General features: G+C 57.8%; 15 protein-coding genes. 5 read left to right on the forward strand and 10 right to left on the reverse strand.

The annotated features are described in order from the left end of the window. Positions 1-97 precede the first annotated feature (97 nt). Positions 98-502, forward strand: coding sequence for a Cu(I)-responsive transcriptional regulator (cueR, locus tag NR201_RS03580; protein ID WP_010671233.1), 405 nt, complete (start codon positions 98-100; stop codon positions 500-502). On the opposite strand, the gene NR201_RS03585 is transcribed toward cueR, so the two are convergent. The 6 genes from NR201_RS03585 to tesA form a co-directional block, all read right to left on the reverse strand. Next, positions 490-936: an NfeD family protein gene (locus NR201_RS03585; protein WP_010671234.1), complete on the reverse strand. Its 447-nt coding sequence runs from the start codon at positions 934-936 to the stop codon at positions 490-492. The two genes, cueR and NR201_RS03585, sit on opposite strands and share 13 nt — an antisense overlap. Beyond that, the gene (locus NR201_RS03590) at positions 936-1,850 is read right to left on the reverse strand and encodes an SPFH domain-containing protein (protein ID WP_010259065.1); all 915 of its coding nucleotides are present in this window, start codon (positions 1,848-1,850) and stop codon (positions 936-938) included. Before NR201_RS03590 ends, NR201_RS03585 begins: the two co-directional genes overlap by 1 nt. A 58-nt stretch (positions 1,851-1,908) precedes the next feature. Continuing rightward, positions 1,909-2,766 (reverse strand): co-chaperone YbbN, encoded by an 858-nt coding sequence (locus NR201_RS03595; protein WP_010259064.1) that lies wholly within the window; start codon positions 2,764-2,766, stop codon positions 1,909-1,911. Between the two features lie 79 nt (positions 2,767-2,845). After that, positions 2,846-3,619, reverse strand: coding sequence for an SDR family oxidoreductase (locus NR201_RS03600; protein ID WP_179257114.1), 774 nt, complete (start codon positions 3,617-3,619; stop codon positions 2,846-2,848). 186 nt (positions 3,620-3,805) lie between these two features. Continuing rightward, positions 3,806-4,255 (reverse strand): lysozyme inhibitor LprI family protein, encoded by a 450-nt coding sequence (locus NR201_RS03605; RefSeq protein WP_022626094.1) that lies wholly within the window; start codon positions 4,253-4,255, stop codon positions 3,806-3,808. A gap of 333 nt (positions 4,256-4,588) precedes the next feature. Next, entirely contained in the window at positions 4,589-5,215 is a 627-nt protein-coding gene (gene tesA, locus NR201_RS03610) for a multifunctional acyl-CoA thioesterase I/protease I/lysophospholipase L1 (protein ID WP_010671236.1), read from the reverse strand. Here tesA and ybbA point away from each other — a divergent pair. Beyond that, positions 5,183-5,869 carry a putative ABC transporter ATP-binding protein YbbA gene (gene ybbA / locus NR201_RS03615; RefSeq protein ID WP_033756810.1) on the forward strand — a complete coding sequence of 229 codons (687 nt, stop codon included), beginning with the start codon at positions 5,183-5,185 and terminating at the stop codon, positions 5,867-5,869. The two genes, tesA and ybbA, sit on opposite strands and share 33 nt — an antisense overlap. Further along, positions 5,866-8,283, forward strand: a complete 2,418-nt coding sequence (gene ybbP, locus NR201_RS03620) for a putative ABC transporter permease subunit YbbP (RefSeq protein ID WP_256844783.1) — start codon at positions 5,866-5,868, stop codon at positions 8,281-8,283. The genes ybbA and ybbP overlap by 4 nt, the downstream gene beginning before the upstream one ends. A gap of 276 nt (positions 8,284-8,559) precedes the next feature. Here ybbP and purK read toward each other — a convergent pair whose 3' ends face one another. The 4 genes from purK to ppiB all read right to left on the reverse strand — a co-directional run bounded on the left by purK (position 8,560) and on the right by ppiB (position 11,469). Continuing rightward, entirely contained in the window at positions 8,560-9,624 is a 1,065-nt protein-coding gene (gene purK / locus NR201_RS03625; RefSeq protein ID WP_256849382.1) for a 5-(carboxyamino)imidazole ribonucleotide synthase, read from the reverse strand. Beyond that, positions 9,621-10,127, reverse strand: coding sequence for a 5-(carboxyamino)imidazole ribonucleotide mutase (gene purE, locus NR201_RS03630; protein WP_010259054.1), 507 nt, complete (start codon positions 10,125-10,127; stop codon positions 9,621-9,623). Before purE ends, purK begins: the two co-directional genes overlap by 4 nt. Before the next feature lie 131 nt (positions 10,128-10,258). Continuing rightward, positions 10,259-10,975 (reverse strand): UDP-2,3-diacylglucosamine diphosphatase, encoded by a 717-nt coding sequence (gene lpxH, locus NR201_RS03635; protein WP_033766656.1) that lies wholly within the window; start codon positions 10,973-10,975, stop codon positions 10,259-10,261. Further along, positions 10,975-11,469 (reverse strand): peptidylprolyl isomerase B, encoded by a 495-nt coding sequence (ppiB, locus tag NR201_RS03640; RefSeq protein WP_010259052.1) that lies wholly within the window; start codon positions 11,467-11,469, stop codon positions 10,975-10,977. The genes lpxH and ppiB overlap by 1 nt, the downstream gene beginning before the upstream one ends. A gap of 212 nt (positions 11,470-11,681) precedes the next feature. Between ppiB and cysS the strand changes: the two genes are divergently transcribed. After that, positions 11,682-13,067 carry a cysteine--tRNA ligase gene (gene cysS, locus NR201_RS03645; protein WP_010259051.1) on the forward strand — a complete coding sequence of 462 codons (1,386 nt, stop codon included), beginning with the start codon at positions 11,682-11,684 and terminating at the stop codon, positions 13,065-13,067. Positions 13,068-13,100: 33 nt separating this feature from the next. Continuing rightward, complete coding sequence (locus NR201_RS03650) at positions 13,101-14,207, forward strand: AAA family ATPase (protein ID WP_033779632.1); 1,107 nt, start codon at positions 13,101-13,103, stop codon at positions 14,205-14,207. Positions 14,208-14,219 lie beyond the last annotated feature (12 nt).

Below are 14,219 nucleotides of genomic sequence, written 5' to 3' on the forward strand. Positions count from 1 at the left end.
AATCAACTCCTTCTGTAATCCCATTTGACCGATTGGTCATTTTCGATTCATGCTTAAGCATAAACCTTCCATCAAGGGGAAGGTCAAGGGGACGAAAATGAACATCAGCGATGTGGCAAAAAAGACCGGACTGACCAGCAAGGCGATACGTTTTTACGAAGAGAAGGGGGTGGTGACGCCGCCGTTGCGCAGTGAAAATGGCTACCGCAGCTACAACGGACACCATCTTGAGGAGCTGAACCTGTTACGTCAGGCACGACAGGTTGGCTTCACGCTGGATGAGTGTCGTGAGCTGGTGGCGCTGTTTAACAATCCGTCGCGCCACAGTGCCGATGTAAAAGCCCGTACTCTGCAGAAAGCGGAGGAAATTGCGGCGCATATTGAAGAGCTGCACGTCATGCGCGCTCGCCTGCTGGCGCTGGCAGAGGCCTGTCCCGGCGATGACGGCGCCGAATGTCCGATTATCAACAATCTGGCTGGATGCTGCGGTCAGCGTGGCTGAATACGCAGCGTAATCCCCTCAATGCCGGTTACGACCACTGCTGTGCCCGCAGGCAGATCCTGCTCCGCCTCGACCCGCCAGCTGCTGTCCCCGATCCGCACATGGCCGGTGCGGTTATGCAGCGCGGTATCCAGCGTCAGCTGCAACCCGATCATCTGACTGCCGCGCTGGTTCAGGGCATTGGGTTTCTGACGCGCTTCACGGTGGCGCATCCAGCGATACCATAAAAAGACGCAGATCAGCGTCAGCACGGCAAACAGAGAGCCCTGCGCCGTCCAGCTTACCGGCACAAACCACTCAATGAGGCCGACGATGACCGCCGCCAGCCCGCTCCAGAGCAGGTAACCGCTGGTGCCCAGCATCTCAGCCGCCAGCAGTAACCCACCCAGCGTCAGCCAGAACCAGTGCGGATGCGCGATAATATCGACCAGCATCAGCGTTTCGACTCAGTGCGTGATTCCTTCAGCAGTTCACCGATGCCCGCAATCGAACCCAGCAGACTGCTCGCCTCCAGCGGCATCATCACCACTTTGCTGTTATTAGCTTCACCGATTTTTTGCAGCGCATCGGTATATTTCTGTGCCACAAAGTAGTTAATGGCCTGAATATCACCTGATGCGATCGCTTCCGAGACCATCTTAGTGGCGTTAGCTTCCGCTTCCGCCTGACGTTCGCGCGCTTCTGCCTGCAGGAACGCCGAGGTCCGTTCACCTTCTGCTTTGAGGATTTGCGACTGCTTATCCCCTTCAGCGCGCAGGATCGCCGCCTGTCGCACCCCTTCGGCTGTCAGAATATCGGCGCGTTTAGTTCGCTCCGCTTTCATCTGCGCATTCATCGCGCCAATCAGCTCCTGCGGCGGACGCACATCGCGGATCTCGATGCGGGTGATCTTGACGCCCCACGGATTGGTCGCTTCATCCACGATATGCAGCAGGCGGGTGTTGATGCTGTCGCGCTGTGACAGCATTTCGTCCAGCTCCATGCTGCCAAGCACGGTACGCATATTGGTCATGGTCAGGTTAAGAATCGCCTGCTCAAGATTGCTGACTTCATACGCGGCACGCGCCGGGTCAACGACCTGAATAAAGCAGACTGCATCGATGGTGACGTTGGCATTGTCTTTGGAGATGATCTCCTGCGAGGGAATATCCAGTACCTGTTCCATCATGTTGATCTTACGACCGACACGATCCATGAACGGCACCACCAGGCTTAATCCTGGCTGCAGGGTGCGGGTATAACGGCCAAAGCGCTCAACCGTCCATTGAAAACCTTGTGGCACGATCTTGACGGTGGCCCAGACCGCCACCAGCGCCAGAATAATCAGGGCAGGAATTACAGTTATCATACAACCTCCGCGTTGTCAGATTAACGGGCCGAGTCGCTTCGGCCCGGGGTGCTGCCGCTTAGTAGAGCAGGGAATAGAGCTGACGACGATAACGCGCGGCAAGTGCATCGCCGGTACCCAGCGCCGCCAGAATCTCCTGCAGCATTTTACGCGCCTGGCCATCAGCGGCATTAAGATCGGATTTCAGGAAGCTGAACAGCAGTTCCAGTGCTTCTTCATTACGACCCACCTGATGGAGCTGTAACGAGAGTTTAGCAGCCAGCCCGGCGTTAGTCGGGTCAGCCTCCAGCTGGGATTGCAGCTGCTGAATCTCCGGCGTATCCGCTGCCTGTTTCAGCAGATCGATCTGCGCCATCAGGCTCTGATAGCGGGTGTCCTGATCCTGCAATGGCACCACTTTCAGCACCGCTTCCGCTTCATCGCTGCGGTTCAGGGTAATCAGTACGTCAGCCAGCAGGAAACCGATCTCGCTGGACTGGTTGCTCAGCTGCCACGCATCTTTTAATAACGGCAGCGCCTCCAGCGGTTTACCTTCCTGCATCAGCGCCATCGCCTGCTGCGCTTTCAGCTCTTCTTCGCGCGGCAGGACTTTTTCCAGCAGGGCGCGGATCGCTTCTTCCGGCTGTGGACCCTGGAAACCGTCAACCGGCTGACCATCCTGGAACAGATAGACGGTCGGGATTGAACGCAGACCAAACTGCGACGCCACCCTTTGCTCTTTGTCGCAATCCAGTTTTGCGAGAATAAACTGACCCGCGTACTCCTGCGCCAGGCGCTCCAGCACGGGCGTCAGATCCTGACAGTGCTGGCTGCGCTCAGACCAGAAGTAGAACAGCACCGGCAGCTGCATCGACTGCTCAAGGGTCTGCTGCAGGTTAGATTCGTTGATGTCGATGATCGAAGCTTGTGGTGACATGGATAAGTCTCTTTGCAAAAAGTGTTCTAAGAATATGGGGCCAACTGGCCCGGCTTCAAGCGCTATTGCGCATGGCTGATTAATGGCTGCGCAAAATGCGATCCAGCATCCAGCCGGGGAGTAACCGTTTCAGCAGGCTCATTATGTGTGCGACCAGTGTCACCGGATAGCGTAAACGCGGATGTTTACTCTCGAGTGCATGACGAAGTTTAGGCAGAATGGCTTCCGGTGGCAGGGTAAAACGTGCCGCGATGCCAGGGTTGCGCACCGGGTTATGCTGTTCGCCCTGCGTCACATTGTCGGTAAAGCGGGTCTGAATCGGACCCGGTTCAATCAGGCTGACCCGGATGCCGCGGCTGCGCACTTCAAGCCGCAGCGCATCGCTCCAGGCTTCCAGTGCATATTTACTGGCGGCATAGGCGCCCCGGCCTGGTGTGGAGATCAGCCCCAGCACCGAGCTGGTATTAATAATGCGGCCATCGCCGCTGGCCTGCAACGCGGGCAACAGACGCAGTGTCAGCTGATGGACGCCGAAAAAGTTGCTGGAAAACTGCTGTTCCAGCTGCTGGCGGGAGAGGGTGTGCAGCGGGCCATAGAGACCGAATCCGGCGTTGTTAAACAACGCCGTCAGACGGTTATCGCAGAGCGCGAGCACTGTGTCGGCGGCCTGATCCACACTTTGCGGATCGTCGAGATCCAGCTGCAGCCCGGTAAAGCCCAGTGTTTCCATGCGGGCGACATCCTCTGCTTTACGGCAGGCGGCGATCACCCGGTAACCCCGCGCCAGTAAATCGTGAGCGGCAACCAGGCCAATACCGCTCGAACAACCTGTAATCAGAATGTTTTTTTGCACAAATTCACGCCCTTGAATAAGATTTAATAATCAATAAGTTAAGTTATGTTCGTTAATGATTTTATGTTGTGGATTGACAGTTTGTCGCCCGCACCGGCTGACAGAACGGGCGGTAAACGGGGCTATACAGCCCCGCAAAAAATGCCCGATTTCAGATTTTACGTCTGAGCAGTGAGACCAGTGTGCTTAATTGACGGGTGGCAGTCCCATTTGTGTGATTTCAGCAGAATGGTTTTTGTTCAGATTAATTTGGCACTGGTCGATATATGACTGGTAGTCGTATGCGTCCTCGTTAAGCTCTGTAGCTACAGACAGGCAAAGTTGAGTCCGGTAATCCTTCCATTTTTTTTGCGCATCCAGAAAGCGCCGAGAGTAAACGTCTCCGGACGTTTCTTTGCTGGACTCTTTTCCATTAAAAGGGCCGACATTGTTGGCTTTGATTCTCTTAACTGTATCCGCTATTAGCGCATCCAGCGCTTTATTGCTGTTGTCTCTTTTGGCAGACAGACAGTTATATGCAGTTGGTATGTCTTCATTCTGTTTGAAGCAGGCGTTACGTTCTGGCCCTGATGATAATTCAGCCTGCGCCATAGCAGGTGCAATAAGAGCAACCATTAGAATTAAGACTTTTTTCACTGTAGATACCTTATTCTGTTTCTGTGGTTTTCGTAGGTCATGTATGTAGGACTACTTTTAATATGGGCTATTAATGCGGGCTTACTTTCAATTGCGGCCTGAAACAGTGCCCTGGCATTGTGAACACCCTGATAGAAAATATCGGTTACGACATCTCGAATTTTGGGGTCTAACTGTTCCCATATTGGGGCGGAATTATCTTTTCGCATTGATATTGTTTAGAGAGGAAGCCTGGACACTCAGGAATGGCAAAGCGGTCGAAAATCTCCGTCGCCACCTTGCCGTTATTTAGTGCTTTTTCATTTCTTTACCCTTTTTGCGCATCCCGGCGCGCTACGGCTGCTTAACTAAGGGGGCCAGGTCTTTCGCCATTAACTGGGCGATAAAAGGCTGGGCATCAGGATTAGGATGAATGCCATCCTGCTGCATCCACTCGGGTTTCAGATAAACCTGCTCCATGAAAAAGGGCACCAGAGGAATGTTATGCTGCTGCGCTAATCCGGGATAGATGCCGCTGAACGCTTCGGTGTAGCGGCGGCCATAGTTGGCAGGCAGACGAATCTGCATCAGCAGCGGCTTCGCATTGGCGGCTTTAACATCGTCGATAACTTTACTCAGATTCTGCGCGATAGCGTCGGGCGGGAAACCGCGCAAACCATCGTTACCGCCCAATTCGATTAACACCCATTGCGGCTGATGCTGTTTTAATAGTGCGGGCAGGCGCGCCAGCCCCTGTGCAGCCGTATCACCGCTGATACTGGCGTTGATCACTTTAGGTTTTTGCTGCCACTGCTTATCGAGCAGGCTGGGCCAGGCCGCAGTGGCAGACATGCGATAGCCCGCACTCAGGCTGTCGCCCAGCACCATCAGCGTATCTGCAGCAGCAAGACGCGACACCAGCAGAAGAATCAATAACAGGAAGGGATAATGCCAGCGGAAAACATTGTTGAAGTTCATCATCTTACTAAGTCCGTCGGTCAGGGAGAGCATCAGTTAACCATCCTTACCGGAGTTGAGTTGGTTGTCAAACCAGCTGAGACCATTGCGCTGATTGGCGAGTCCGGTTCCGGCAAGTCAACCCTGCTCGGAATTCTGGCCGGGCTGGACGATGGCAGCAGCGGCGAAGTCCATCTGCTGGGGCAGCCGCTGCACCAGATGAACGAAGAGCAGCGTGCGGCCCTGCGTGCCCGGCAGGTCGGCTTTGTATTCCAGTCATTTATGCTGGTGCCAACCCTGAATGCCCAGGAGAACGTGCAGCTTCCTTCGCTGCTGCGCGGCGACAGCGACCGTCAGAGCCGTGAACAGGCGAAAGAGCTTCTGACGCTGCTCGGACTGGGCGAACGTCTGCATCATCTGCCCGCCCAGCTTTCAGGCGGCGAGCAGCAGCGCGTGGCGCTGGCCCGCGCCTTCAGTGGCCGTCCTGGTCTGCTGTTTGCCGATGAGCCTACCGGCAATCTCGATCGTAAAACCGGTGACCGCATCGCCGATCTGCTGTTTTCCCTTAACCGCGATTTTGCCACCACGCTGATTCTGGTGACGCATGACGAGCAACTGGCGGCGCGCTGCGATCGTCGCCTGCGGCTGCGCGACGGTAAATTGTGGGAGGAGCAATGATCTGGCGCTGGTTCTGGCGCGAGTGGCGTTCGCCCTCGCTGCTGATTGTCTGGCTGGCCCTGACGCTGGCGGTCGCCTGCGTGCTGGCGCTGGGGTCGATCAGCGATCGCATGGAAAAAGGGCTGAATCAGCAGAGCCGTGATTTTATGGCCGGCGACCGTACGCTGCGCAGCAGTGATGCAGCGCCAGAAGCCTGGCTGGCAAAAGCGGCTGAAAGCGGTCTGACGGTGAGCCGTCAGCTGACCTTTATGACCATGACCTTTGCCGATCAGTCACCGCAGCTTGCCTCAGTAAAAGCGGTGGACGATCGCTACCCGATGTTTGGCACGTTGCAGACGCAGCCGCCAGGGCTGAGGCCGCAGGCGGGTACCGCGCTGGCGGCACCGCGCCTGATGGCGCTGCTGAACCTGAAAGTGGGCGACACGCTGGAAGTGGGTGACACCCAGCTGCGCATCAGCGGGGAGGTGATCCAGGAGCCGGATGGCGGCTTTAACCCGTTTGAGATGGCGCCGCGTCTGCTGATCAATCTGGCGGATGCCGCCAAAACCGGTGCGATTCAGCCAGGCAGCCGCATCGCCTGGCGCTATAAGTTTTCCGGTAATCCCGATCAGCTGGCCAGCTATGACCGCTGGATTGAACCGCAACTGAAGGCGGACCAGCGCTGGATCAGCGTGGAGAACTCGGAAGATGCACTGGGCCGTTCGATGCAGCGGGCACAGCAGTTCCTGCTGCTCTCGGCCTTGCTGACGCTGATGCTGGCGATTGCGGCCGTGGCGGTCGCCATGAGCCACTATTGCCGCAGCCGCTACGATCTGGTGGCGGTGCTGAAAACCCTGGGTGCGACGCACGGCGCGTTGCAGCGGCTGATCATCGGTCAGTGGCTGGCGGTGCTGCTGCTGGCGGCGATTGCCGGTGGTCTGGTGGGGCAGGGCGTTGAAGCGATCCTGATGGCGATGCTGAAACCCGTGCTGCCTGCCAGCTTACCGGCGGCCAGCGTCTGGCCATGGATCTGGGCGGTGGGATCGTTGTTTGTGATTTCGCTGCTGGTGGGTCTGCGTCCCTATCGTCTGCTGCTGGCGACACAGCCGCTGCGGGTGTTGCGGCGCGATGCGGTGGCGAACCTCTGGCCGCTGAAGATCTATATTCCGGTGATGATCGCGGTGGTGGTGACGCTGTTAGCGCTGCTGGTTGGCGGCAGTAAAATGCTCTGGGCGCTGCTGGCGGGTGTGGTGGTGCTGGCCGGATTGCTGGCACTACTCGGCTGGGGAACCCTGCTGCTGCTGCGTCGGCTGGTAGTGCGCAATCTGGCGTTACGACTGGCGATCAACCGGCTGCTGCGCCAGCCCGGCATGACGCTGAGCCAGCTCGCGGCCTTTTCGCTGTCGTTCATGCTGCTGGCGCTGTTGCTGGTAATGCGTGGCGATCTGCTGGATCGCTGGCAGCAGCAGTTACCGGCGGATAGCCCGAACTTCTTCCTGCTGAATATGACGGCAGATCAGGTGCCGCAGGTGCGTGATTTCCTGCAGTCGCATCAGATCACGCCCGGGACCTTTTACCCGATTGCGCGGGTGCGGCTCAGTGAACTCAACGGCAAACCGGCCGATCCGAAGCTGGATAACGCCCTGAACCGTGAGCTCAACCTGACGGAACTGGCCAATCGCCCGGATCACAATCCGCTGGTGGCAGGCAACTGGCCACCTAAAGCGGGTGAAGTGTCGATGGAAGTGGAACTGGCGGATCGGCTGGGGCTGAAGCTCGGCGATACCCTGACGTTCGATGGCGATACGCAGACCTTCAGCGCGCGCATTACCAGTTTGCGTAAAGTGGACTGGGAAAGCCTGAAGCCGAACTTCTTCTTTATCTTCCCGCCGGGCGCGCTCGACAGCCAGCCGCAGACCTGGCTCACCAGCTTCCGCATGGAGGCGAATCCTGTTCTGCTGGCGCAGCTTAACCGTGCTTTTCCGGCGCTGAGTCTGCTGGATATCGGCAGCATAATGCGGCAGATCGGTCAGGTGCTGGCGCAGGTCAGCCAGGCGCTGGAGATCATGGTGGTGCTGGTGACCGCCTGTGGTGTGTTACTACTATTGGCGCAGATTCAGGTCGGTATGCGCCAGCGGCGTCAGGAGCTGGTGGTCTATCGCACGCTGGGTGCCGGTAAACGCCTGCTGCGTACGACGCTGTGGTGTGAGTTTGCCCTGCTCGGCGTGGTCTCCGGCGTGGCGGCGGCGATGGGGGCAGAAGCGGCGCTGTGGGGATTACAGACTAAGATTTTCGACTTCCCGTGGCAGCCTGACTGGACCCTATGGCTGGCGCTGCCGTTGTGTGGCGCGCTGCTGTTATCGCTGTGCGGTGGCTGGCTGGGGATCCGATTACTCAAAGGGAAAGCGTTGTTCAGGAAGTTTGATGCGACGTGAGTTAGCACCCGTAGCGCTCGACGGTAAGGTGCTGGCTCAGGGAGCATACGCCCTCCGCAAAGACGCAAAAACGCCATCCATGGCAGGCTCAGCGCGGGCGATTACGCTCCTCATCCCTGAGGTGCGCCCGTAGCCGGGCCAACGCTTTGCTTTGTTCAAAAACGCTCCCGGCGTTTTTAGCCGGGCGGCCCGATGCTTTGCTCACCGGCGTATGCTCCCATCGCATTAAGCTTCTGAGCTGCCTGGTAAAGCCATCATCAGACTCAGGTGCGGGGATTACAGTTTTTCAACCGCCCAGGCGATGCCGCTGGCGTACGCTTCCGGTAGCTGCGGCACCAGCGCGTTAAGGGCAGCACTGAGCCGTTCTGTATCGCTGTCGGTCAGATTCAGATGGCCCACTTTACGACCCGGACGCACCTCTTTGTCATACCAGTGCAGATGCACCAGCGGCTGCTGCAGCCAGCTGAGATTCACGTCAGTGCCAATCAGATTGACCATCGCCGACGGCGCAAACACCACCGGCTGCGGTAATGCCAGGCCAAGAATGGCGCGCAGATGCAGCTCAAACTGGCTGATCGACGCACCATTCTGCGTCCAGTGCCCGCTGTTATGGACGCGCGGCGCCAGCTCATTGATCAGCAATCCGTCTGGCGTAACGAAACACTCCATCGCCATTACGCCGACGTAGTTCAGTTCCTGCATGATCGCACTCAGCATCGCTTCGGCCTGCTGCTGCTGTGCCTGATCCGCCTGCGGCAGCGCAACGCTGGTGCGCAGAATGCCATCCTGATGCAGGTTGTGCGTCAGCGGATAGAACACCATCTGGCCATCGTGACCGCGCGCCCCCACCAGTGAGACTTCACCGGAAAAGTTGATGCCCTGCTCAACGATGCATTCGCCATAGCACGCTTCCGGCAGGGTGTGAGTCTCATCGGCACGCAGACGCCACTGACCCCGGCCGTCGTAACCGCCGGTGCGGCTTTTCACAATCGCTAACTCGCCCAGCGAGTCGAACACCGCTGGCCATTCGCTTTTGTCCGCCAGCAACTGCCACGGCGCGGTGGCCAGTCCCAGCTGATCCAGCAGCTGTTTCTGCGTCAGACGATCCGCCAGACGCGGAAAGATATCGCGATTAACAAAGGCTGGATGGCTGGCCAGTTCACGCGTCAGCGCCGTCTCCGGCCAGCGTTCGATTTCGGCGGTGATCACGCTGTCGGCGATAGGGAGCGCGGTGGGATCGGCGTCTAAACCCACCGGATACACCGCGATGCCCAGCGGTTCACCCGCCTGACGCAGCATACGACCTAACTGGCCGTTGCCCAGTACGCAAACCGGCTTCATGCATCCACCCGCGGATCGGGATGGTTCAGCACCTCATCGGTCTGGCTCTGACGCCAGGTGGTCAGGCGTAACGCCAGCGCACTGTCATGCAGCGCCAGAATCTGCGCCGCCAGCAGCGCGGCATTGGCTGCGCCCGCCTTGCCAATCGCCAGCGTACCAACCGGAATACCGCGCGGCATCTGCACAATCGAATAGAGGCTATCGACGCCGCTCAGTGCTGCGCTCTGCACCGGCACACCCAGTACCGGCACCAGCGTTTTTGCCGCCAGCATACCCGGCAGATGTGCCGCGCCACCTGCGCCAGCAATAATCACCTGAAGACCCTTGTCGGCTGCCGTTTCGGCGAAGCTGAACAGTTTATCCGGGGTGCGGTGCGCAGAGACCACTTCAACATCAAAAGGGACGTCCAGGCTGGAGAGGATTTCAGCGGCGAACTGCATGGTGGCCCAGTCACTTCTGGAACCCATAACAATGGCGATGCGGGCCGGGGCGTTGGATGACATGGGGTCAACTCCTGTGAATGAACAAACAGACCTGGCCGGGCGGACAGGTTTTGAAGGGCACCGAGAATAGCATGAGAAGCACGCAAGGAAAACGGTTGCGTCGGGCTTAAGGTCGTGGATTTAACCGCAGATTAAAAGTCGAAATGGATAAGCTGAATGCCACTGGCGTCGAGCTGGATCATGGAACCCCGGCTGTGCCAGGCACCCAGAACCGCGCGTTGCGCCGTTTCACCCTGGAGGCTCAGCGTATGAATCGCCGGGCGATGAGTGTGACCGTGGATTAACAGTGGCACCTGCTGGCGCAGCATAGTGGCGACGACCGCTTCCTGATTCACATCCATGATGGTCTGGGATTTATGCTGGTTGGCCTGTTTACTGTCGGCGCGCATCCGGGCGGCAATGCGTTTACGTATCCACAACGGCAACGCGAGAAACAGCCGCTGGATCCAGGGATTATGCACTTTGGCCCGAAAACGCAGGTAACCCGCATCGTCGGTACAGAGCGTATCGCCGTGCATGATCAGCAACCGATGGCCGTAGAGCGTCAGCACCTGCTCTTCCGGCAGCAGCGTCATGCCGCAGGCCTGCGCAAAGCGTCGGCCAATCAGGAAGTCGCGATTGCCATGGATAAAGTAAACCGGAACCGGCAGGGCGCGCAGGGCGCGGGCAACCTGCTGATGCAGCGGATTGGGATCGTCGTCGCCAATCCAGGCTTCAAACAGATCGCCGAGAATATAGAGCGCGTCGCAGTGGGGTGCTTCGCGCTGTAAAAAATGCAGAAAACCGGCGGTAATCGCCGGTTCTTCCTGACACAGATGGAGATCTGCGATAAACAGCGTGCGCGACATTACTCGCTGACGGTCACTTTCTGGATAACGACGTCGTCTTTTGGCACATCCTGGTGCATGCCGCTGCGGCCGGTAGAGACCGCTTTGATCTTCTCGACCACATCCATACCTTCAACCACTTCAGCGAATACGCAGTAGCCCCAGCCCTGAACGCTTTCGTCACGGAAGTTCAGGAAGTCGTTGTCAGCTACGTTGATGAAAAACTGTGCGGTCGCAGAGTGCGGCGCAGAGGTACGTGCCATTGCCAGCGTACCTTTGGTGTTTTTCAGGCCATTGCTGGCTTCGTTCTGAATTTCGGCTTTGGTTTCTTTCTGCTTCATGCCCGGCTCGAAGCCGCCGCCCTGAATCATAAAGCCGTTGATTACGCGGTGGAAAATGGTGTTGTCGTAAAAACCTTCACGGCAGTAATCCAGGAAGTTCTGTACGGTTGCCGGCGCTTTATCATCGAAAGTTTTGATTACGATATCGCCATGGTTCGTCTGGAAAGTTACCATTTTTGTCGTCCTGTAAAGGTTGTCATCAGTTGCTGAGGTCGCTCTGTCGATGGGCGTCCCCCTTTTTGTCGACCGTTCTTATATCATAATTTCCAATGACGCGTCAGCAGCGCGGCGCAGTTGGCTTGCTTTGCGTCGCGCGAGCGATAAAAATACGGCACAATGTCTGGATACTTAAAAGTGCCAACCACACGCGAAAACGGAACCGTTCAATGCTTAAGATTTATAACACCCTGAGTCGACAGAAAGAGGAATTCAAACCCATTCATGCCGGTAAAATCGGGATGTATGTTTGCGGCATCACGGTGTATGACCTCTGTCACATTGGTCATGGGCGGACGTTCGTGGCGTTTGACGTGGTGGCGCGCTACCTGCGTTACCTCGGTTATCAGCTTAATTATGTACGTAACATCACCGACATTGATGACAAAATCATCAGGCGCGCCAACGAAAACGGCGAGAGCATCGAAACCCTGACTAACCGCATGATTGGCGAGATGCACAACGACTTCGCCGCGCTGGGGATTCTGCCGCCCGATGAGGAGCCGCGCGCTACCCGTCACATCGCTGAGATTATCGAGCTGGTGGAAACACTGATCGCTCGCGGTCACGCTTATGTGGCGGATAACGGCGACGTGATGTTTGATGTCCTCAGCGACACCGATTACGGCGCACTGTCGCGTCAGGATCTGGAGCAGTTGCAGGCGGGCGCGCGTGTTGAAGTCGCCGACGTGAAGCGCAACCCGATGGACTTCGTGCTGTGGAAAATGTCCAAAGCGGATGAGCCAGCCTGGTCATCGCCTTGGGGCAACGGTCGTCCCGGCTGGCACATCGAGTGCTCGGCAATGAACTGCAAACAGCTGGGCACCCATTTCGATATCCACGGGGGCGGCTCAGACCTGATGTTCCCGCACCATGAAAACGAAATCGCCCAGTCGAGCTGCGCCCATGACGGTCCTTACGTCAACTACTGGATGCACTCCGGCATGGTGATGGTTGATCGCGAGAAGATGTCCAAATCGCTCGGTAACTTCTTCACCGTGCGTGACGTGCTGCAACATTATGATGCGGAGACGGTGCGTTACTTCCTGATGTCCGGTCACTATCGCAGCCAGCTTAACTACGGCGAAGATAACCTGAATCAGGCGCGTGCGGCGCTGGAGCGTCTCTATACGGCACTGCGTCACACCGACAGCAGCGTGCCTGCCCACGGCGGCGAAGCGTTTGAAGCGCGGTTCCGCAGCGCAATGGATGATGATTTCAACACCCCGGAAGCCTATTCGGTGCTGTTCGACATGGCGCGTGAAGTGAACCGCCTGAAAAGTGAAGATGGCGCTTCAGCGCACGGGCTGGCGTCGAAGCTGCGCGAGATGGCCAACGTGCTGGGCATCCTGCAGCAGGATCCTGAGCTGTTCCTGCAAAGCGGCGCGCAGGTCAATGACGAAGAGGTTGCCGAGATTGAGCACTGGGTGAAAGCCCGTGCCGATGCGCGTGCCGCCAAAGCCTGGGCGGAAGCGGACATCGCGCGCGACAAGCTTAACGCGCTGGGTGTCATCGTCGAGGATGGGCCGCAGGGCTCCAGCTGGCGTCGAAAATAAACCGGAGAGGGCGAGCAATCGCCCTTTTTTATTATGGCGATTGAACAGATTCAGATCCGCGGCTTCCGCTCGATACGTAACCTGACGCTGTCGCTGCAGCAGCTGAATGTGGTGAGCGGTCCCAACGGCTGCGGTAAATCTAACCTCTACAAAGCGGTGCGGCTGCTGCATGAGGCGGCCAGCGGTCGCCTTGCACTGGCGCTGGCTGAAGAAGGCGGCATTCAGAAAGCGATGTGGGCGGGCGGCTTACGCCGGGGCGATCGCCGACACGATCCAAAGCGGCTGGAGCTGGCCGTGGTGATGGATGACATGGATTACCAGTTGGAGATTGGCTTTCCCGAGCCGCTGGTGACCAGCCTGTTCAATCTCGATCCGCTGGTGAAGCAGGAGCGACTCTGGCTAAGCGGTCAGCAGCGCCGTCCTTCCGCCTGTATTATGCAGCGCGAAAATCAGACTGCCTTTCTGCACAACGTTGAGGGCGAGCGCGTCGCCTATCCGGCGGTGCTGCATCCCGAAGAGTCGCTGTTTGGTCAGCTTGGCGAACCGCATCGCTATCCGGAGCTTTCGCAGCTGCGCGAACGTCTGCAGCAGTGGCGCTTTTACCATGAGTTTGCGGTCTGGCCTGGCTCACCGATACGGGCACCGCAGATTGGCGTGCGTGCGCCGGTGCTGAGCCATGATGGCAGCAATCTGGCGGCGGCCTGGGCGACCATTGTTGAGCGCGGTCATTCCGAACTCCTGTCTGAGGTGATGGAACAGGCGTTTCCCGACAGCCAGTTTGATGTCGATGTGCAGAATGGCCGTTTCCAGATGCTGATGTCGCGCCAGGGCATTCTGCGTCCGCTGGAGAGCGCGGAGTTTTCTGATGGGACGCTGAGGTTTCTCTGTCTGGTTGTCGCACTGCTCAGCCCGCGTCCGCCCGCCTTTATGGCACTGAATGAGCCGGAAAACAGCCTGCATGAAGATCTGTTGCCTGCGCTGGCGCGCTTAATCGCCGAAGCCAGCGAGTTCAGTCAGCTCTGGATCACCAGCCATTCACCCCTGCTCGCGACGTTGATAGCGCAGCATACGGCGGTGAATCATATTGCACTGGAACAGCGGGAAGGGGAGACGTGCGTGAAGGGGGATGAGCGGGTGTAACAGCGTCCCCGC

It is taken from the genome of Pantoea sp. Fr-CA_6 (assembly GCF_024520895.1).
Classification (GTDB): domain Bacteria; phylum Pseudomonadota; class Gammaproteobacteria; order Enterobacterales; family Enterobacteriaceae; genus Pantoea; species Pantoea agglomerans.

What these genes read in the sequence shown, in the direction of transcription:
- purE (WP_010259054.1), bottom strand. Translation starts at nt 10,127, where the DNA reads ATGTCATCCAACGCCCCGGCCCGCATCGCCATTGTTATGGGTTCCAGA.
- cueR (WP_010671233.1), top strand. Translation starts at nt 98, where the DNA reads ATGAACATCAGCGATGTGGCAAAAAAGACCGGACTGACCAGCAAGGCG.
- cysS (WP_010259051.1), top strand. Translation starts at nt 11,682, where the DNA reads ATGCTTAAGATTTATAACACCCTGAGTCGACAGAAAGAGGAATTCAAA.
- tesA (WP_010671236.1), bottom strand. Translation starts at nt 5,215, where the DNA reads ATGATGAACTTCAACAATGTTTTCCGCTGGCATTATCCCTTCCTGTTA.
- NR201_RS03590 (WP_010259065.1), bottom strand. Translation starts at nt 1,850, where the DNA reads ATGATAACTGTAATTCCTGCCCTGATTATTCTGGCGCTGGTGGCGGTC.
- purK (WP_256849382.1), bottom strand. Translation starts at nt 9,624, where the DNA reads ATGAAGCCGGTTTGCGTACTGGGCAACGGCCAGTTAGGTCGTATGCTG.
- NR201_RS03595 (WP_010259064.1), bottom strand. Translation starts at nt 2,766, where the DNA reads ATGTCACCACAAGCTTCGATCATCGACATCAACGAATCTAACCTGCAG.
- ybbA (WP_033756810.1), top strand. Translation starts at nt 5,183, where the DNA reads ATGCCAGCGGAAAACATTGTTGAAGTTCATCATCTTACTAAGTCCGTC.
- NR201_RS03585 (WP_010671234.1), bottom strand. Translation starts at nt 936, where the DNA reads ATGCTGGTCGATATTATCGCGCATCCGCACTGGTTCTGGCTGACGCTG.
- ybbP (WP_256844783.1), top strand. Translation starts at nt 5,866, where the DNA reads ATGATCTGGCGCTGGTTCTGGCGCGAGTGGCGTTCGCCCTCGCTGCTG.
- lpxH (WP_033766656.1), bottom strand. Translation starts at nt 10,975, where the DNA reads ATGTCGCGCACGCTGTTTATCGCAGATCTCCATCTGTGTCAGGAAGAA.
- ppiB (WP_010259052.1), bottom strand. Translation starts at nt 11,469, where the DNA reads ATGGTAACTTTCCAGACGAACCATGGCGATATCGTAATCAAAACTTTC.
- NR201_RS03650 (WP_033779632.1), top strand. Translation starts at nt 13,101, where the DNA reads ATGGCGATTGAACAGATTCAGATCCGCGGCTTCCGCTCGATACGTAAC.